The sequence below is a fragment of the Vibrio hyugaensis genome (assembly GCF_002906655.1).
In the GTDB taxonomy this organism is placed as follows: Bacteria; Pseudomonadota; Gammaproteobacteria; order Enterobacterales; family Vibrionaceae; genus Vibrio; species Vibrio hyugaensis.
The window spans coordinates 1,448,612-1,467,505 of record NZ_CP025794.1 but is presented as its reverse complement, the minus strand read 5'-3'; the positions used below and the strand labels follow the sequence as shown (position 1 = coordinate 1,467,505).

Below are 18,894 nucleotides of genomic sequence, written 5' to 3'. Positions count from 1 at the left end.
AAAGCGCCTGCAATAGGCGCTTTTTTAGTGTTTGAAGTCGATTGCTATTCCGCTTTGTTTGGTCCGGTAAAGCGAATGTCTTGTAGGTTGAAACCTAGTTCAATATCGCATTTAAGTGCTGCGACGCGTTTACATAAGCGTGCCGACTCAATATGTTCATCAAACTTCTTACGATATTTCGGTACCAGTTCTTCGCTAGCGTAAGCGGCTTCAATGTCTTCGAATTGAGTTAAGATCTCTTTGGCTGCTTTAGGGCCAACACCCGGAATGCCCGGAACTTGGCTTGAGCTGATTCCTGTCAAACCCCAATAATCCGCAAGCTGAGATGGTTTTACGCCAAACTCTTTTTCGATAAACGGTTCATCTAGCCAACGGTGTTGGAAGTAATCTCGGATCTGAAGAGTCGGGGAGAGCAGTTGGCAGTAGCCTTTGTCGGTAGAGACAATCGTGACCTTTTCGCCGTGGCTCGCCACTTTAGTTGCCAGTGTTGCGACTAAATCATCGGCCTCATCGCCTTCAGACAATAGTGAATCAATGCCTTCTTCCCACCAAGCTTGTTGGATGGCATCCAATCCCTGCATTAGCGGCTCTGGCATAGGCTTACGATTTTGCTTGTAGTTCGGAAGAATTTCAGCGCGCCAGCCTCTATCTTGCTCATGATGATCAAACACCGCGATGATGTGCGTAGGTTGAGCTTCAGAAAGGATGCGAGTTAGCGTTCGTCCTGTCGTCGTGATGGTTCTTGCTATGTCGGTCGGATCGGGTTGTGCAGAGTGCACGCGACGAATCAGGTTTAGGGCATCAATAATAACAAGATGAATAGACATAATGACTTAGCAATAAAAAAGGGGCGTAATGCCCCTAGTGTAACCAAAGCTGAGTTATCTATCGACCACCATTTTCCTGATGGGCAATTCGGTAACATGGTTCATAGGCCGTTCCGCCTGGTAGTTTCATGCGGTGTTGTTCAACAAAGTCTTTCAGTAACTTATCCAGCTTCTTCATTAGCACGGGATCGCCGTTGATGGTAAATGGACCATGACGTTCGATTTCTTGAATGCCTTCTGCTTTTACGTTACCCGCAACAATGCCAGAGAAAGCCTGACGCAAGCTCGCAGCCAGTACCTGTGGTTGTTGGTTCAAGTGCAAATCTAGGCTTGCCATCGCATCGTGAGTTGGCTCAAAAGGCAATTGGAATTCTGGTTCGATCTTCATTGACCAGTTAAAGCTGTAGGCATCGCCTTTTTCTTTGCGGTGTTGACGAACATCTTCCATCGAACGCTTCATAATACGAGCGACTTCGGCCGGATCGTCAATAACGATTTGATAGTGTTTCTGGCCTTCTTCACCCAGCGTATCTGCAATGAAAGCATCGATTGAGCGGAAGTAAGCTTCGCTTTCTTTTGGACCCGTTAGCACGATTGGCATTGGTTGGTCGGCGTTATCTGGGTGCATCATGATGCCCAAGATGTACAGCAACTCTTCTGCCGTACCCGGACCACCAGGGAAGATCACTATGCCGTGCGCCATACGTACAAAGGCTTCGAGACGCTTCTCGATGTCTGGCATGATCACCAGTTCATTCACGATAGGGTTTGGTGGCTCTGCAGCAATGATTGAAGGCTCTGTCAAACCAAGGTAGCGCTGCTCAGTGTAACGCTGTTTGGCGTGACCAATCGCTGCCCCTTTCATTGGTCCTTCCATTGCACCAGGGCCACAGCCTGTACAGATGTTCAGCTCACGAAGTCCAAGCTCGTTACCTACTTCGCGAGTGTATTGGTATTCGGTTGCATTGATTGAGTGGCCACCCCAACACACGACAAGATTTGGCTCGATGCCCGGAGTTAGGGCGCCCGCATTGCGCAGAATGCCAAATACAAGGTTGGTAATGTGCGTAGCATTGGTGAGATTAAGGCGTTGGTTGTCCGCCAAGTGCATGTTCACGTACACGATGTCACGTAGAACAGAGAATAGATGCTCTTGAATACCTTTAATGATTTCGCCATCGACAAATGCATGCTCAGGCGGATTCGCTAATTCAAGCTTGATGCCGCGCTCACGTCTAACCACGTTCACATCGAATGAAAGGTATTTGTCTAATAGCTCTTTTGAGTTATCGGTGTGGCTGCCGGAGTTGAGGACCGCGAGCGTGCAGTTACGATAGAGTTGGTATAACTCACTCGATGCGGTTTTCTTAAGACGTTCAACTTCCAGTTGGGATAGCAAATCCATGCTACCTGCGGGGCTTATATGGGTAATCATAAGGCCTCCTTGCTAATGCATTCTTTTGAGGGAAGAAACCAACTCACCTGTCAGTTTATACGTATCGTTTTACTCAGTGGTTGGCAGACTTTGTTTTATAGCGTTTAAACAGCTTAGCAGACTGATAAGGGAGAAACGTGATAACTCGTTGAAAATTTGAGGCAATATGACAAAACAGCACGTAAAAAGCGTTCGTTTGGTTGTTTTTTGAACGTTTTTTAGTTCCAGTTCACCTGACTGTTACCACGCTGCTTGGCATCTCTTAGCATGTTACCAAGACGATCCAAGACGTACTCAGGGTTGTCTGCTTCTTTGAAGGAAGTGGAAACCGCCGTCAGCGTAATCATGATGTTTTGTTCGCGGAACTTGAATGGCAACTTACTGATATCACGCTGAATGTGCTTCATCAATTCAAGCGTGTATTCTTCCGATTGCTCAGGGATAAGCATGATGAACTCTTCACCGCCAAATCGAGCGACGGTTTCGGTATCGGCGATGCGCTTGCTCATGGTGCGAGCAATAATCTTCAATGCTTTGTCGCCAGCAGTGTAGCCATAGCTGTCGTTAACGGCTTTGAAGTTATCGACATCAAATAGTACAACACGAAGGTTTTGTTGTGAGCGAATCCAACGACGATATTCTAACTCTAAACGATCATTAAAAGCCGCGCGGTTATATACCTTGGTCAATGGGTCTAGCAGCATGCGCTGTGCTTGATCTTCTAAGCGACGACGATAATCTTGCGTTGATTCAAAGACGGCTTCAAGCTGGTTTTTGCTGTAGCTGAGACGTTCTTGAAGGGCTTGCTCGCGCTCCTCGGTCATTTTTAAGCGCTCTGTGAGCGATGCCATTTTTTCAAGTAACGGAGCAACTTCGTCTTTCAACTCATTCAAATCTTGCGCCTGTTCGAGCGAATCTTGGCTGCGTTCCACCAAGGTAGTCATCTCTGAATTCAATTCTTGGCGATGTTCGAAGTAGGTTTGATGCTGATCGACGTTCTGATGAACGGTTTTCAGATTGCTTGAAAGCGAAGTATTGAGTTGCTCTAGGAACTGTTCTGATGATTTACGCTCGTACTTAGTGGCTTCGACGACCAGTTTAAGCGTATTTAACGTCAGCTCAATCAGTGACTCAGCGTTCACACCCAAAAGCAGTTTGGCACGGATATCCAACAATTGATCACCCGATTCGCCTTCAAAGTCGAGCTCGGTAATCGTGTGCTGGAGGTCGCTGGCTAAACATTCCAGTTGTGATTTATCTGGCCCGTTTTCTAGCTCGCCAAGGTTAAGGCGTGAGTTGGATGTGATGATCTTGAGCGCACGCTCATAAATGCTCAGTAGCTTGGTTGCTCGGTCAACTTTTTTACCGGCATGAACTTCAGAAAAGCTCATGAGATTTCGCAGTTCGCGTTTTAGCTGCGCAGGCAAACCTGTGATGCGCTGAAGCGTCTCACCACTGTGTTTGATTTGTTCGTCGAGATAGCCGTTTTGTTTTTCCATCGCCTTAGACTGCTGTTTGAGCATTCTTTCTAGCACTGCTAAACGAGGGATCAGCGCGCTGACATCTTTTTGATGTTCGAGTTCTTGCTGAATTTCGAGCAGGTAGTTGGTTACTTGAGAGTTTGAACCCTGACAAGCAGAAGACAATGATGCCACAACTCGCTTCAGAACTTGCTGCTCACGTTTAAATTTGAGCGAAGTATCACGATGAGTCAGCCTGAGTTGGTCAAGTTGACAACTCAGCTGATGAAGCTGCGACTGAATATCGGATTCCAAGATTCCCATGAAGTGACTACGGTTAAGTCCATGTACTACTGACGATTATTTGATAATAACAAAAAACTTTATAGCGTCATCACTGATTATGCTCAACCGTTGGTTAATTATCCGTTTTTTAATATTTTTTTGATGTCGTCCTCATTCTTGTACGAAGAATGAATCTTTATTAGCCCTTGGTTGATGGCATGTTGGCAAGCGGTTCTTATGTTACCGGTTGCAAAGCTTGCGGCGGGCGCGTTATCAATCGCCTTCAAGAACACCCAATGGCTGTGTTTATCTTTTAAGCTGACCTCACGGGCAATGTGCGTAGCGAGCAATAATAAGTCGAGCAGTTCTTCATCATTAATGGCGGTGTAGGCACGTGGCAAGAATGGGTAGTCACTGATACCCATACGAATCGTGCGATTCACATGGTGTTTGGCCGCAAACTCATCCACCCAACTTTGGAATTTGTTGAATGTGGCTTCCGCAGAAGCATCGCGATCAGCATTGGGTTCGATGTACAGTAAGTTCGCATCTGAGAAGTGGTACAAACGTGTTGGTTTCTGGATACGTTCTGCTAAGAACTCACCAAAAGCCCGCTCTAGTTCCAAGCCAGCTTTGTAGCCGTGTTGTACGTACATACTTCGTAAGAATGGTAAGTCGATCATCACAAAGCGTAAGCGGTCGTTGAGTGGCTCGTGGATCAGTTCGCCCATTTGCCATTGTTCAAACGTATCGCTCGATTTCTTCAACGAACGCGACAGTTTCACGTTCAACATGCGTAAGTTACGTAGACGCGAACGCGAGTGGGTGAAGAGATCATTACGTAGCTTGTCGATTTGTGATGTTTGACGCTGCATGATCACACCACGACGCATGATGAATAAGAACATCACTAGCACAGTAATGAACAGGGCGAATGAAATCTTTTGGAACTTGCGATGTTCCATCTCAACTTGTGCAAGCTTGTCCGCTTGGCCGACATAATGAATGCTTTGTTCGGCAAACTCTTTTTGCTGGCGAAAGGCATCCTCACTGATTTGGTTAAGTTGCTTTTGCTCTAATCGCACAAGACTGGTGTACTTTTTGTAGGCTTGTAACGACAGTTGGTATTCGCCTGCTTGCTCATACCCCAAGCCCAGTAGGCGGTAAGACTGCTGTTTGATAAAGCCTGTATCGTCCGGTGCCTTCTCGATCAGGTCGAGTGCTTTTTTCGCATTATTTATGACATTTTTACTTTCATTTTGGTGGTAAGCCAATCCCGATTGCAGTAATGCCGCTTTCGCTTCTAGTTGTGGTAGGTCTGCGTATGCAAGCAAATCCATAGAGCGGTCAAGGTACTGCTCTGCTAATGCGTAGTTATAAAGCTGGAGATAGGTTGCCGCTAAGCTCAAACGGATCTTGATAATGCGGTTGATATTCTTACTTGAGCTGTCATGGTCCAGTACGTTGAAGTAGTGCACCAAAGCCAGATTAAATTTGCCTTGGTAGAAATAGATGTCACCCATTTGCTCTAGCACATCGGCCAGAATAGGCGAGCTTGGGTAGCTATCGTAAAAGTCTGCGGCTTGAGAGAGGTACTCGATCGCTTTGTCATACACGCGGCGTTCTTGAAACAGGCGCGCCAATAAACGATTTACTTTTGCTAAGCGTGCACCGCTGTCGCTCTCGATTGACTGCCAATAGCCGTACAGCAGTTCAGAAAGGGCGAGGTTGTACTTTTTATCATTGAGATAAAATTCGCCGACGGCGGTGTGGTAATCAATTAAAATCAGGTCCGAGCGGTTATCTTTCAGCATGGTTTTAGCTTGTGCGTATAAACGGTCGGCGTTAACGCTATCACCACTGTTTGCTGCCAGTAACGCGCGTTGCATCACCAAGCGATAATGCACGCTGTCGGTGCGTTGCAATACTGGGTTGGCGTCTTCAATCTGTTTTTCGATTTGATCGAGTTTTTCTTCTGCGGCTGCGTAGTTTTTGTCATACATCCAAATCATTTGGTTGCGCATTAGCTGCACGTCCAGATTCATGTATGGCAATTGGTATTCTTTGGCAAGACGTTCGGCTTCATCAAGGTTATTGATCGCAGAACGAATGTTCCCCATGGTGTAATCGGCTTGGGCAATAATCTTGTGTGCTTCGATGGTACTGCTTGGCGTGCGGATACTGCGATCGGTCTCTTCACGAGACATAGCAGACGGGCTTCCGTTCTCTTGACGCTCTGTCAGCTCGCGTTGTAATAGGTAGTTTTTGGCCGCTTGTTTGGCTTGTGAAGGCTCAATCTCAGCAAGTTGCTGAGCTTCATTAAGTAAAGCGGAAGATAAAATGGTCGCGTGAAGTGGCTGTGCTAGTAATAAGCAAAGAAAGCCAATCAGCCTAATTAGACGCGAACTGTCCCAAAACATCCTTTTCGTTCCCTCGAACTGTGTCGTAATGTACGTGCTTTTGAATAAGCAATAGTAGAGAAAAACGCCCAGCAATCCAACAGATAGCTGAGCGTTTTTGAGTATTTAAGTCATCGGTGTTTGAGTGCGGAACTCAAACGCTTTTGATTATCTACTTAGATTACTGACGTGCCATGCGGTTGTTGTGTGCTGGCTTGTCTTGTTCCGTCGAGCGGTATGGGTTGATATCCAAACCGCCACGGCGTGTGTAACGAGCAAATACTGTCAGTTTCGTTGGCTGGCAGTACTTCATCAAGTCAGTGAAAATGCGCTCAACACATTGCTCGTGGAACTCGTTGTGTTCACGGAATGACACCAAGTAACGAAGCAGCTTCTCACGATCAAGCTTAGCGCCTTGATAACGAATCTCAACACTGCCCCAGTCTGGCTGGTTGGTGATCAAACAGTTAGATTTTAGTAGATGGCTGTGAAGAATTTCTTCTACTTGCTCATCACCAGCAGCACCTTCAAGCAGTGCAGCGTCAAAATCGTAGCTGGTGATTTCGATATCTTGAGCGTCAATACACTCTCCTTCCATCGTCACGATAGGTTGGTTGGTGTAATGAGTTACTGGGTTTACTTCCACAAGTACTTGCTCACCTGCGCATGCTGACAAATCTTGTTTCAGACGCTCCGTTACTTCTTCCCACGTGGCAAAACGCGTTTGGTTATAACTGTTTAAGTACAGTTTGAACGACTTTGACTCAATCAAGTTTGCGCTGGTTGCTGGGATGTACACTTCGCCAACCGCAACTTGAGGCAAGCCTTTGCTGTTTAGCCAAGATAGCTCGTACAGCGTCCAAATGTCGTGGCCCATAAACGGTAGGCTGTCGCCAAGTTCAAGGTCGTCACGGTTTAAGCTGCGAGGAACAGGTTGCAGCAAGCTCGCGTCGTATTGGTTTGCGTACTCGGTCTTTTTACCCAGAGTCAGGCCAGCAAGCTCTTTAGCGTCAGAATATTTGCTCATACTTTGTGGTCATTTTCGATTAGAATGGCGAGAATTTTACTGAATCCGCTGATTAATTGCCATCCGGCAGATACCGCAACCTGATAAAAACAAACCAGGAGACCTTCATGACCCAAACCGTTCCTCAGGCTCTACAGGACTTTAGCCTGCGCTACCAACAAGCTTGGCAAGACAAACACAACGAACTGCCACGCAGTGAAGAGCTTGCTGATCTTGTTTCTCCATGTGTAGAAGAGAAACGCGATGAGGTCGTTTTGTGGAAATCGGTTCCACGTGAAGAGATGGCAGACTTCACCAACGTTGAGAATGCAATTGAATTGACGTTGCATGAAGACATTAAGCTTTTCTATGGTTCGCAATACAGCGCTGATATGGACGCGACTTGGCAAGGCAATGAACTGACACTGCTGCAAGTTTGGAGTGACGATGACTTTACTCGTCTGCAAGAGAACATTCTTGGTCACCTTGTGACTCAGCGTCGTCTAAAACTAAAGCCGACGGTATTTATTGCAGCGACCGATGCTGAGCTGGATGTGATTTCAATCTGTAACCTAACTGGTAATGTGATTCTTGAACGCCTAGGTTCGGATAAGCGTGATGTGTTAGCCGAGACACTGACTGAGTTTCTAAGCAAACTTGAGGCAGCGGTGTAAGCATGTACGTTGTTGAGTTGCAGTTTGAGTGTTTTGATAACACCACCGTAAGCGCCGTAGATAAAGCGATTAATGGTCTGATGGACGCACTGCGTTACAACGGACAAGTTCTGGGTCGTGAATTTCCTATCGTAATGGGTGATGGTGAGTTTTATGTTCGCGTCGTTTGCCCAGAGCAAGACAGTTTGCATCCTCGTTACCATTCTGATTTCGTCAAAGTATGCATGAACCGCTTGTCGGAAGCGTCGTTATTGGCGCCGAAAATGCGCATGTTGGGTCGTGATTTGAACTCAGAAGAAGCGGCGGAAGAAGAAACACCAAGCTGGCAAGTGCTGTACACAACGTATGTCCATACATGTTCTCCACTGCGCAGCGGTGAGACGCTGTTGCCAATTCCACTTTACCGCAATGGGGCAACACTGAATGGTGACCACAAAGCGGTGGTAAAATGGCAAACCGAATGGCAAGCGTGTGATGAAATCCAAATGGCGGGTGGCTGCCGTGCAGAACATGCAGCATTGCACGAAATTTGCGATGCTGACAGTGTGTTGTTCCGCCGTGGATGGGATTTGCGAGGTCGTATTGAATACCTCACTAAGATCCCGACGTATTATTACCAATACCGAGTTGGTGGTGAGTCACTTGAAGCTGAAAAAGCGCGCAAGTGTCCCAAGTGTGGTGGTGAGTGGTTACTCGATGAACCGCTGCACGACATTTTCTACTTTAAGTGTGACGATTGCCGAATTGTCTCCAACATCTCTTGGGACCACATCAAGTAGTCTATTTTTTTAAAGCTGGCGTCTATGCCAGCTTTTTTCTATCGATATAAATGAATCAAACCTGATCAGTAAAATTATCTATTATTGATTTTGTCAATATATTGATTCAAAAAGCATTTTCACTGACCATTCCTCTCATCCCCTTGATTGTGATCTTTGTTCATATTCAAAGAAAAATGTAACTTGGTTGCATGGTTTATAAGCATTGAAACGTTTGCTTCTCAAAAATTTCAAATAATATCCATATCCTTTTTAAGGTTTTGGGAAGAGGGCCCCTTCCGAAAATATATATATAAAAATAATCTGGAAGGAATTGAGATGACTTTATTTAAACGAAGCCTAGTCTGCATTGCTGTTGTCGGCTTAATGGCTGGTTGTAACGACGATGACACCAAGTACGTAGAAGTACCGTCGGATTACAGCCCTGTAGTCGCAGAAGGTAAAACACTAACCAACACGCCTGATGTGGTTGTGAAAGGTGAAGCCACACAAGTGGATGAAGTAACCATTGCTATCGCCGCAACATCGGATCTTCACGGTCGCTTGTTTGGTTTTGACTACGCGTTGAACGCAGAAGACGATGACGCTGGTATTACTCGTGTAGCCACTTTGCTTGCTGACCAAAAAGCGGCACATCCAAACATGATCCTGATTGATATCGGTGATACGGTTCAAGGCAACTCCGCGCAGCTATTCAACGATGATCCAACTCACCCAGTGGTTGAGAGCATGAACTCTCTTGGCTTTGACGTTTGGGTACCAGGCAACCATGAATTCAACTTTGAGCGTTCGTTTGTCGATCGCAACCTCGATCATTTTAATGGTGCGGTACTGTCTTCAAACATCAAATGGGAAAGTAACGATGTGAACTACATTCGTGCGTTCCAAATGTTTGAAGTGGAAGGTGTGAAAGTGGCGATCGTTGGTCTAACGCCATCGAACGTGCCGAACTGGGAAGCGTCTGCGCCGGATCACTTCAAAGGCTTGAAGTTTGAGAACGAATTGGATGCAACCAAAGAAGCGGTTGACCAACTGGTGTCTGAATACAATCCAGATGTGATTGTTGGTGCGCTTCACCTTGGTCGCCAAGAAGACGGTGGTGTGGGTGTTTACGAAATCGCGTCAGCAATGGCGGATAAATTCGATGTCATCTTAGCGGGTCACGAACACGCGAACTACATCGAGCAAGTGAATGCTGACGGCACTGTTACACCAATCAGCAAATCCACATCAGAAATTGGCGGTGAAAATACGCTGATTGAAGATAAAGCGAAGTCTGGCGAATACAACCAAGACAATCGCGCGCAAAGCGTGAAAATCATTGAACCAGGCAAGTGGGGTGCTTACCTAGCGAAAGCTGAAATTCAATTGAAGAAAGTCGATGGCAAGTGGACGATGGAAGACACCACATTGACCAACATTGGCACGAAGAAAGTGGAAGAAGAGCAAGCGCTGCAAGCGAAATTCCAGTACGTGCACGATATCTCGGTTGAAGACGCCACTCGCGAGCTTGGCCGTGTCACGGGTGACTTCACACCAAGCGCAACGGGTTACCCTGATGAAGCGACTGCGACGGATTACAACTACACGGCAGAGCGTTTGTACTCGACGATTCACCTTGCGAAAGTGGTTGATACGCCATTAATGGACGTGATTAACCAAATCCAAATGCAGACAATCGAAGATGCGGTCGGTGAAGGTAAAGGCGCGGTTGTGTCTGCTGCGTCGCTGTTCTCTGATCAATCTAACCTTATCGATGGAGAAGTGTACACCAAAGGTAAATCGACCAACTTGTACAAGTACGATAACACCTTGCTTGGCGTTGAGATGACAGGTGCGAACCTAAAACGCTTCATTGAGTGGTCATACTCTTACTTCAACCAGTATCAACCGGGTGACATTACGGTGTCGTTTAAGAAAGGCGCGCCAGCTTACCTGTACGATCAATTCGATGGTGACATCGAGTTCACTGTGGATTTAAGTAAACCGTCTCTAGAGTTGGATGAAAACAACACGGTGACGAATGAAGGTAGCCGCGTAAACATCACCAGTATTGGTGGCGAGCAGTTCGATCCAAACGCGACTTACAAAGTGGCGATGAACAGCTACCGTTTTGGTTCGCAAATCCAGAAGTTTGGTTGGGCGAGCAAAGACGACGTGTTCTATGACTCAGTGAATGAACAAGTTTATGCAATTCGCGACATGCTGACTGCGTATGTTGAAGAGAACAAGGGTATCAACGTGGCAGATTTCAGTGGCAGCGTTGGTAACTGGTCATTCACTCAATACCTACCAAGTGGTGATATCACGACACTGCGTGAGGGCGAAGGCAAAGCGCTTTGGGATCAATTGAAGAACATGGAAATCTGTGTCTCGATTGACTTGGAAAACCCGAAATACCCAGCGATTGTTAAGTCTGTGAACATCAATGATTCGTCTAGCTACTTTGTTAACCCTAACAAAGACGCGGCGATCCTTGATGAGAAAGTCGCAGGTTGTAACCCAACTCATTAATCCTGCATGTAGGCGCGGTAATCTTTACCGCGCCTAATTTTACTCACCAGAGGCAAAGCCTGTTTAAGTGAGTGATGTAGAAGAGTGCTTCATGATCAAAAGAATCTATAACCGATGGGGTTTCACCCTACTGATTACCATTATCTCCACGCTTATCTTTCAGTTTTCTTCTTCGTGGAGTGAAGATTTCCGTCCTAAATCTCGTCAGCAACAAGAGTTTGTTGAAGCGACCGTCACACGTTCGATTTCAAACCATGTTGCGCCAGATCCGCTCGTGCCAGATGTAATGACAGGCAAACAAGTCTTCATGGCAAAAATCCTTGAGGGAGAGAGCGAAGGCTTAGAGGTGGAAGTCACCAATCCTCTTAGTCGCCAGCACAACGTGTATGTCAGTGAAGGCGATACCTTCATCATGATGATCCGTGAAACCACAAATGGCACCGTCTATTGGGCGTATAACCACAAACGGTCAGACGCGATTTACCTGATGCTTGCGCTGTTTTGCGCGCTGCTGCTGAGCTTTGGCAAGAAAGAGGGCATCAACTCAATGGTTGCTCTTTATTTCACTGCTGCATTGATCGTTGGCGTGTTGGTGCCGAGTATTTTTGCGGGTTGGAATCCGATGTTGGTCAGCATCTTATTGATGGTGGTGATCATCGTGGTCAGCTTTATTCTCGTCTCTGGCTATAACCGTAAGAGTTTATGTGCCATGGGCGGCACGTTATTGGGCGTGATCGCCGCAGGTGTAATGGCGCAGTGGTTTGGTGAAATGGCGCACTTGTCGGGCATTTACCTCGACAAAGGCGAAGACGTTATTTATCTAACGTCGGTGAAGATGGGCATTCGCTGGTTGATGTTCGTGACGATTGTCGTTGCTGCGCTTGGCGCTGTTATGGACGTTGCGATTTCGATTGCATCGGCGTACGCGGAGCTGCAACAAACTGATCCGAAACTCAAACCAAAGCAGTTGGTTAGAGCATCGATGAACATTGGTCGAGACATCATGGGAACCATGACTAACACCTTGATCTTGGCTTTTGCTGGCGGCTCATTGACGACCATCATGATGGTGTGGGGGCTTAACATGCCAGCGAGCCAATTTATGAATATGCCGCTGGTGGGACTTGCAGTGGTGAATGCGTTAGCGGGCAGTGTGGGCATTGTGCTTACTATCCCTTTTACTGCGTTTTTAGCACCTTATGTGTTTAAACATCCTCAAGTGGATACGCAGCCAGAACAGATGCAAAAGGACGTTGAGAAAAACGAAGTTCAGATGTTCTAGCGGTAAAGCAGTAATCAAAACAGATGCAAAAAGGGCGCTCCGATGAGCGCCCTTTTTAAGTTTCAAGTGTTGTAGAAAGAGTGGATTACCAACCTTTAACTACGCCACCTTTGAAGATGTCTTTCGCTGCTTCGTAAACTTCATCTGTTTGGTATGCCTTAACGAAGTTTTGTACGTTAGCTGCTTGCACGTTGTCTTCACGAGCAACGATTAGGTTTACGTATGGAGACTCTTTGTCTTCTACGAAGATACCGTCACGCTCAGGTGTTAGGTCGATTGAGCTTGCGTAAGTCGTGTTGATGATAGAAACCGCTACGTCATCAAGAGAACGTGGAAGTTGTGCTGCATCTAGCTCCACGATAGTGATGTTTTTCGGGTTACCAACGATGTCACGTACTGTTGCTTGTAGACCAACGCCATCACGCAGTTCGATCAGACCTTGTTGCTCAAGAAGTAGAAGAGAACGACCAAGGTTTGTTGGATCGTTTGGTACCGCGATACGAGCGCCATCTTCGATCTCATCAACCGATTTAACTTGCTTAGAGTAACCCGCAATTGGGTATACGAAAGAGTTACCAGCCGTTACTAGCTTGTAGCCACGGTCAGTTACTTGCTGGTCTAGGTATGGCTTGTGTTGGAACGCGTTTGCGTCGATTGAGCCATCATCTAGCGCAGCGTTTGGTGTAACGTAATCAGTGAACGTCACCAACTCAACATCCAAGTTGTATTTCTCTTTCGCAACTTTTGCTGCTACTTCAGCAACTTGAGCCTCTGCACCCGCCATTACGCCAACTTTTACTTTGTTTGCGTCAACTTCTTTATCACCACAACCTGCTAGAACAAGTGCAGAAGCGGCAGTGGCTACAGTCAAAAGACTCTTAAGGCTAAATTTCATCTTTATCTCCTTATAATTGGTATTTTCAATTCTTATCTGTGGTCTACACGGCGTACGATTGCATCACCGATAGACTGAATAATTTGTACTAGCACAATCAGCATCACGACAGTCACGGCCATGATAACGACATCATAACGGTGGAAGCCATAACGGATGGCTACGTCACCAAGACCGCCGCCGCCTACCGTCCCCGCCATTGCTGAATAGCTTACTAGTGTTACTAGGGTAATGGTCACTGAGTTAACAATAGTCGGCATTGCTTCAGGAAGCAGAACTTTTGTGATGATTTGAGTTGGGGTTGCGCCCATAGACTGAGCTGCTTCCACTAGGCCTGTCGGCACTTCCAGTAAAGCACCCTCGATCAGACGTGCCACAAATGGGATTGCACCAATAGTGAGTGGAACAATCGCTGCCGTTGTACCAATAAACGTACCGACAAGCAGCTTGGTTACTGGAATAATCGCAACCATCAATACTAGGAAAGGCACTGAACGGCCAATGTTGACTATCGCACCAAGAACGCCATTTAGCTTGGTGTTTTCAAGCAAGCCACCTTTTTTAGTGGTGTGCAGAATCACACCAAGAGGGATGCCAACCGCGAAACCAACGATGCCAGCAACTGCCACCATGTAAAAGGTTTCCCACGTTGCGCCCAAAAGTAGGTTGCTGTTTAAGCTCAGCCATTCAGAAATCGTATTAAAGGACATAGCCAAGTACCTCTACTTTCACGTTGTGCTCACGCAGGAATTCAATTGCTGCGTTATCATCTTCTTCGCTACCAAACAGTTCTGCGACCATCATGCCGAACTTCACGCCGCCAGCGTAGTCCAGATCGGAACTTAGGATGCTCACGTCGATGTTGTACTTACGAGCTATTTGCGTCATCAGAGGGGCATCCACGGTTGCACCAGTAAATTCTAGGCGAACCAACGGGTAGCTGTTTTCTACGCGCGTAGTTTGTAAGCGAGCTTGGTAATCTTCTGGAATAGAAAGATCCAAAGTAGAGCGAATGAACTCGTGTGCTAGAGCTGTCTTCGGATGAGCGAAGATTTCACCCACGGTGCCTTTTTCCACAAGTTCACCATCACCAATGATCGCCACTTCGTGACAGATGCTCTTAACCACTTCCATTTCGTGAGTGATAAGCAGAATCGTGATATCCAGTTTGCGGTTGATTTCTTTTAGAAGTTCTAGGATTGACTGCGTCGTTGCAGGGTCGAGTGCGCTGGTCGCTTCGTCACACAACAAAACACTTGGATCAGAAGACAGAGCACGTGCAATCGCCACACGCTGCTTTTGACCGCCACTTAGGTTTGCTGGGTAGCTTTCGTGCTTGTCAGAAAGGCCAACAAGTTTAAGCAACTCAGTCACTTTTGTTGTGATTTGCGATTTGTCTTTGCCTGCTAGCTCAAGAGGGAGTGCGACATTATCAAAAACGGTGCGAGACGATAGCAGGTTAAAGTGTTGGAAGATCATCCCGATGTTGCGGCGGGTTTCTCCCAGTTGTTTCTTGTTGAGTTTGGTCAGGTCTACGCCATCAACAATGATGGAGCCTGATGTTGGGGCTTCCAGCATATTCACGCAACGGATCAGAGTACTTTTACCCGCACCTGATGAGCCGATTACACCAAAGATGGTGCCCTTCGCGATATTTAAGTTAATGTCCTTAAGGGCAAGAATTTCCTTACTGCCTTGGTAGAACACTTTATTGACGTTTTTAATTTCTATCATGTTTCAACCTGCACAGAGATACTGGGAACTTCGCTGTTAAAAACGGCTTTTAACAGGAGTAAATTTTGAACTCTATCTCAATTCTCAGTTGATGCTATGGGTTAAGCAGTAGTAAGTCAATAGATATTTTTACGTCTAGACGTCTAAAATTATGGATATTTTGTTAGGAAATAAAGCAAGAAGATGTTCGGCGGAACGGGATATAAAAGAGGGATATTCAAGATTTACCGATTCTCGGGTGACAAATCAACTGTTTTGTCACTTCCTCATACCAATTAGATAGTGTGAGTGCTTATAAGGTATGTAATAATCTGATGAAACCGAGTAAATAGAGAAATACGTTTTGGCAAAACCTGCTGTTTTTATCGATCGTGACGGCGTGATCAACGTTGACCATGGCTACGTTCATGACGAACATGATTTTGAGTACATTGACGGTGTCTTTGAAGCGACGAAAGCGCTGAAAGATAAAGGCTACCTGTTGGTGCTTGTGACCAATCAATCAGGCATTGCACGTGGTAAATTCAGCGAAGATCGTTTCATTTCTTTGACTCAATGGATGGACTGGAACTTTTCCGACAACGGTGTTGAGTTTGATGGCATCTATTACTGTCCTCACCATCCGGAACACGGTATCGGCGAATACAAACAAGATTGTGATTGTCGTAAGCCAAAACCAGGCATGTTCATCTCTGCTCGTGATTTTTTGAAAATCGACATGGCTAAGTCAGTGATGATTGGTGATAAAGCCGAAGACTTGATGGCGGCTGAAGCGGCTGGTGTTGGCACTAAGATTTTGGTTCGCACTGGTAAACCAGTTACCGAACAAGGCGAAGCGATTGCTACGGTTGTTCTCGACAGCATTGCAGACGTTCCTGCATACCTAAACAAGTAATCTTCATTACTGATTGAGATAAGGGAAGCCGCTGCTTCCCTTTTATTTAAATCCAACTTTTAGTTTGATCACTTATGAGCAAAAAACTCACTATTCTTGATATCGCGAAATTGGCAGGTGTTGGTAAATCGACAATAAGCCGTGTGTTAACCAATGATCCTAAGGTGAAACCGCAAACGCGAGAGAAGGTAGAAAGAATCATTCGTGAATCTGGTTATGTACCTTCTAAGTCTGCACAGTCTATGCGTGGGGGCAGCCAGAAAGTGATCGGGGTGATTATATCTCGTTTGGATTCCCCTTCAGAAAACCGTGCCGTCGGCACTATGCTCAATGCTTTGTATTCAGCAGGGTACGATGTGGTGATCATGGAAAGTCAGTTCGATCGTGCAAAGACCAACGAACATTTAAACGTACTTAAACGCCGTAATGTCGATGGTGTTATCGTGTTTGGTTTTACTGGGTGCGATGAGCAAGCGTTAGCGGAGTGGGGCAATCGCATTGTCGTGATCGCGATGGATACCAAGCTCGTCTCTTCTATTAATTACGATAACCAAGGCGTTATTGAGATGGCGTTGTCACACCTAGAGCAACAATCTCTTTCTCGCATTGCTTATATCGGCGTTGATCCAGAAGACCGTACGACGGGGCTTGCTCGCCTGAAGACTTACCAATCTTGGTGTGAGAAAAAGCGCATCGAACCTTGTTTTCAAACCGGCAAGCTTAGCCATGAAAGTGCTTATCATCTGGTGGATCAAGTCCTTCAATCCGACACGCAAGCCATCGTTTGTGCCAGTGATACCATTGCTCTTGGGGTGATTAAGCGCCTGCAAGAAAGAGGGCGTGAAGATGTCGTGGTTACTGGTGTGGGTGGCAATGAGCTACTTTCCTTCCTTTTTCCAAATGTTTTCAGTGTGGACCCCGGTTACTCTCTCGCAGGTGAAAAGGCCGCTAACATGCTGATTAATCAATTAAATGGTGATGAGTCTGTGGTGCACTTTACCCAGCAACCAGTTCGTTAATAATCCTCCTTTCGATGGTTTGCTCTAAAATTATACTGTGATCGCTCTCAATTAATGGGACTGTTCCCATTTTGTTTTTGAATGCGGAGTGGCAATATAAAAATCATCAAATGGGAATGTTCCCATTATAAGAATAAAATGATGAATTGAATGTATCCAATACAGGGTGGACAAAGTTATGAGTAAGATTGCGCGTCAAGATGTACAGCGTCTTATTGAACTGGTCGGGGGATCGGACAATATTGCCAGTGTAAGCCACTGTTTAACTCGCTTGCGTTTCGTGTTGAATGACACTGACAAAGCCGATATTGAACAATTAGACGCATTACCTATGGTAAAAGGCTGCTTTACTAACGCAGGTCAGTTCCAAGTGGTGATTGGTACTGAAGTTGATGAGGTTTACAAAGTACTGATCGAGCTGACGGGTAAAAGTGAAGCGAGCAAAGACGAATCAAAAAACGCAGCTCGTCAAAACATGAACATTGTTGAGCGTGGTATTTCTCACCTTGCAGAAATCTTTGTGCCATTGTTACCGGCGATCATCACTGGTGGTCTGATTCTTGGCTTCCGTAACGTGATTGGCGACATCAAGATGTTTGATGGTCAAACGCTAACGGAAATCAGCCAGTTTTGGGCAACGGTACACTCTTTCTTATGGCTAATTGGTGAGGCGATTTTCTTCTTCTTACCGGTTGGCGTGTGTTGGTCAACAGTCAAAAAACTCGGCGGTACTCCGATTTTGGGGATTACATTGGGTGTGACACTGGTTTCGCCACAGTTAATGAACGCCTATCTGATTGGTAAGCAAGTGCCAGAAGTGTGGGACTTTGGCTTATTCGCCATCGAGAAAGTGGGGTATCAAGCGCAAGTGATTCCGGCCATGTTAGCGGGTGTCGCCTTGGCATTCATAGAAACCAATTTAAAGCGAATCATTCCTTCATATCTTTACCTCGTTGTGGTGCCGTTTGTCTCTATCATCGTATCTGTGATTCTTGCGCATTCTATTATTGGTCCATTTGGTCGTATGTTGGGTGACGGCGTTGCTTTCGCAGCAAAAGCAGCCATGACGGGTGACTTCGCGATGATTGGTTCAACCATCTTCGGCTTCCTATACGCGCCATTGGTAATTACCGGTATTCACCACACCACCAACGCGGTTGACCTTCAACTGATGCAAGAGCTAGGCGGTACGCCAATCTGGCCATTGATTGCACTATCAAACATTGCTCAAGCTTCAGCGGTAGTCGGCATCATTATCATCAGTAAAAAACACGGCGAGCGTGATATCTCAGTGCCTGCGGCTATCTCTGCTTATCTTGGCGTAACAGAACCTGCAATGTACGGCATCAACTTAAAATACAAGTTCCCAATGCTGAGCGCGATGATCGGCAGTGCGATTGCAGCTGCTATCTGTGGCAGCGCAGGTGTGATGGCGAATGGTATCGGTGTGGGTGGTTTGCCGGGCATCTTATCTATCCAACCACAGTTCTGGGGCGTATTTGCTCTGGCGATGTTGGTAGCAATTGTGGTCCCAGTAGCACTGACGCTTGTGTTGTATAAGCGTGCGCAAATGAAAGGCGAGTTAGAAACCGCTAACGCGTAATCCAAACCGAGGCAGCGATTTGACTGCCTCGTTTATCTCCTCAATTTTTTAAAGATTTTTAAGTTTCCTTTTAATGGTAAGTGAGTG

At 46.2% G+C, this 18,894-nt stretch carries 15 protein-coding genes; 7 read left to right on the top strand and 8 right to left on the bottom strand.

The annotated features are described in order from the left end of the window. Nucleotides 1–44: 44 nt before the first annotated feature. The 5 genes from xni to queF all read right to left on the bottom strand — a co-directional run bounded on the left by xni (nucleotide 45) and on the right by queF (nucleotide 7,433). Nucleotides 45–827: a flap endonuclease Xni gene (gene xni / locus C1S74_RS07410; RefSeq protein ID WP_038865412.1), complete on the bottom strand. Its 783-nt coding sequence runs from the start codon at nucleotides 825–827 to the stop codon at nucleotides 45–47. A 58-nt stretch (nucleotides 828–885) separates the two neighbouring features. Next, on the bottom strand, nucleotides 886–2,262 hold the full coding sequence (ppnN, locus tag C1S74_RS07405) for a nucleotide 5'-monophosphate nucleosidase PpnN (protein ID WP_038865411.1): 1,377 nt from the start codon (nucleotides 2,260–2,262) through the stop codon (nucleotides 886–888). A 218-nt stretch (nucleotides 2,263–2,480) separates the two neighbouring features. Beyond that, nucleotides 2,481–4,046 (bottom strand): GGDEF domain-containing protein, encoded by a 1,566-nt coding sequence (locus C1S74_RS07400; protein ID WP_045400180.1) that lies wholly within the window; start codon nucleotides 4,044–4,046, stop codon nucleotides 2,481–2,483. 98 nt (nucleotides 4,047–4,144) lie between these two features. Continuing rightward, nucleotides 4,145–6,427 (bottom strand): tetratricopeptide repeat protein, encoded by a 2,283-nt coding sequence (locus C1S74_RS07395; protein ID WP_045400182.1) that lies wholly within the window; start codon nucleotides 6,425–6,427, stop codon nucleotides 4,145–4,147. A gap of 160 nt (nucleotides 6,428–6,587) precedes the next feature. Next, on the bottom strand, nucleotides 6,588–7,433 hold the full coding sequence (gene queF, locus C1S74_RS07390; RefSeq protein WP_045400184.1) for an NADPH-dependent 7-cyano-7-deazaguanine reductase QueF: 846 nt from the start codon (nucleotides 7,431–7,433) through the stop codon (nucleotides 6,588–6,590). Between the two features lie 107 nt (nucleotides 7,434–7,540). On the opposite strand from queF, the gene syd reads away from it, so the two are divergent. The 4 genes from syd to C1S74_RS07370 all read left to right on the top strand — a co-directional run bounded on the left by syd (nucleotide 7,541) and on the right by C1S74_RS07370 (nucleotide 12,661). Continuing rightward, nucleotides 7,541–8,086, top strand: coding sequence for a SecY-interacting protein (syd, locus tag C1S74_RS07385; RefSeq protein WP_005440129.1), 546 nt, complete (start codon nucleotides 7,541–7,543; stop codon nucleotides 8,084–8,086). 2 nt (nucleotides 8,087–8,088) lie between these two features. Further along, the gene (locus tag C1S74_RS07380) at nucleotides 8,089–8,865 is read left to right on the top strand and encodes a Zn-ribbon-containing protein (protein WP_005440128.1); all 777 of its coding nucleotides are present in this window, start codon (nucleotides 8,089–8,091) and stop codon (nucleotides 8,863–8,865) included. A 318-nt stretch (nucleotides 8,866–9,183) separates the two neighbouring features. After that, nucleotides 9,184–11,379, top strand: a complete 2,196-nt coding sequence (locus C1S74_RS07375) for a bifunctional metallophosphatase/5'-nucleotidase (RefSeq protein ID WP_045400187.1) — start codon at nucleotides 9,184–9,186, stop codon at nucleotides 11,377–11,379. Between the two features lie 91 nt (nucleotides 11,380–11,470). Next, nucleotides 11,471–12,661 carry a YibE/F family protein gene (locus C1S74_RS07370; RefSeq protein WP_045400190.1) on the top strand — a complete coding sequence of 397 codons (1,191 nt, stop codon included), beginning with the start codon at nucleotides 11,471–11,473 and terminating at the stop codon, nucleotides 12,659–12,661. Nucleotides 12,662–12,746: 85 nt separating this feature from the next. Here the strand turns inward: C1S74_RS07370 and C1S74_RS07365 are convergent, their stop codons facing one another. Genes C1S74_RS07365 through metN form a run of 3 tightly spaced genes read right to left on the bottom strand, consistent with a single transcriptional unit; the run spans nucleotide 12,747 to nucleotide 15,290 of the window. After that, complete coding sequence (locus tag C1S74_RS07365) at nucleotides 12,747–13,556, bottom strand: MetQ/NlpA family lipoprotein (RefSeq protein WP_042603908.1); 810 nt, start codon at nucleotides 13,554–13,556, stop codon at nucleotides 12,747–12,749. 32 nt (nucleotides 13,557–13,588) lie between these two features. Then, entirely contained in the window at nucleotides 13,589–14,266 is a 678-nt protein-coding gene (locus C1S74_RS07360) for a methionine ABC transporter permease (RefSeq protein WP_038865400.1), read from the bottom strand. After that, nucleotides 14,256–15,290 carry a methionine ABC transporter ATP-binding protein MetN gene (metN, locus tag C1S74_RS07355; RefSeq protein WP_038865399.1) on the bottom strand — a complete coding sequence of 345 codons (1,035 nt, stop codon included), beginning with the start codon at nucleotides 15,288–15,290 and terminating at the stop codon, nucleotides 14,256–14,258. Before metN ends, C1S74_RS07360 begins: the two co-directional genes overlap by 11 nt. A gap of 343 nt (nucleotides 15,291–15,633) precedes the next feature. Between metN and gmhB the strand changes: the two genes are divergently transcribed. From gmhB to treB, 3 genes are all read left to right on the top strand, one after another. Continuing rightward, nucleotides 15,634–16,185, top strand: a complete 552-nt coding sequence (gene gmhB / locus C1S74_RS07350) for a D-glycero-beta-D-manno-heptose 1,7-bisphosphate 7-phosphatase (protein WP_038865397.1) — start codon at nucleotides 15,634–15,636, stop codon at nucleotides 16,183–16,185. A 74-nt stretch (nucleotides 16,186–16,259) separates the two neighbouring features. Continuing rightward, nucleotides 16,260–17,204: a trehalose operon repressor TreR gene (gene treR / locus C1S74_RS07345; protein ID WP_045400193.1), complete on the top strand. Its 945-nt coding sequence runs from the start codon at nucleotides 16,260–16,262 to the stop codon at nucleotides 17,202–17,204. Between the two features lie 178 nt (nucleotides 17,205–17,382). Continuing rightward, nucleotides 17,383–18,807: a PTS trehalose transporter subunit IIBC gene (gene treB / locus C1S74_RS07340; RefSeq protein ID WP_038865395.1), complete on the top strand. Its 1,425-nt coding sequence runs from the start codon at nucleotides 17,383–17,385 to the stop codon at nucleotides 18,805–18,807. Nucleotides 18,808–18,894: the final 87 nt, after the last annotated feature.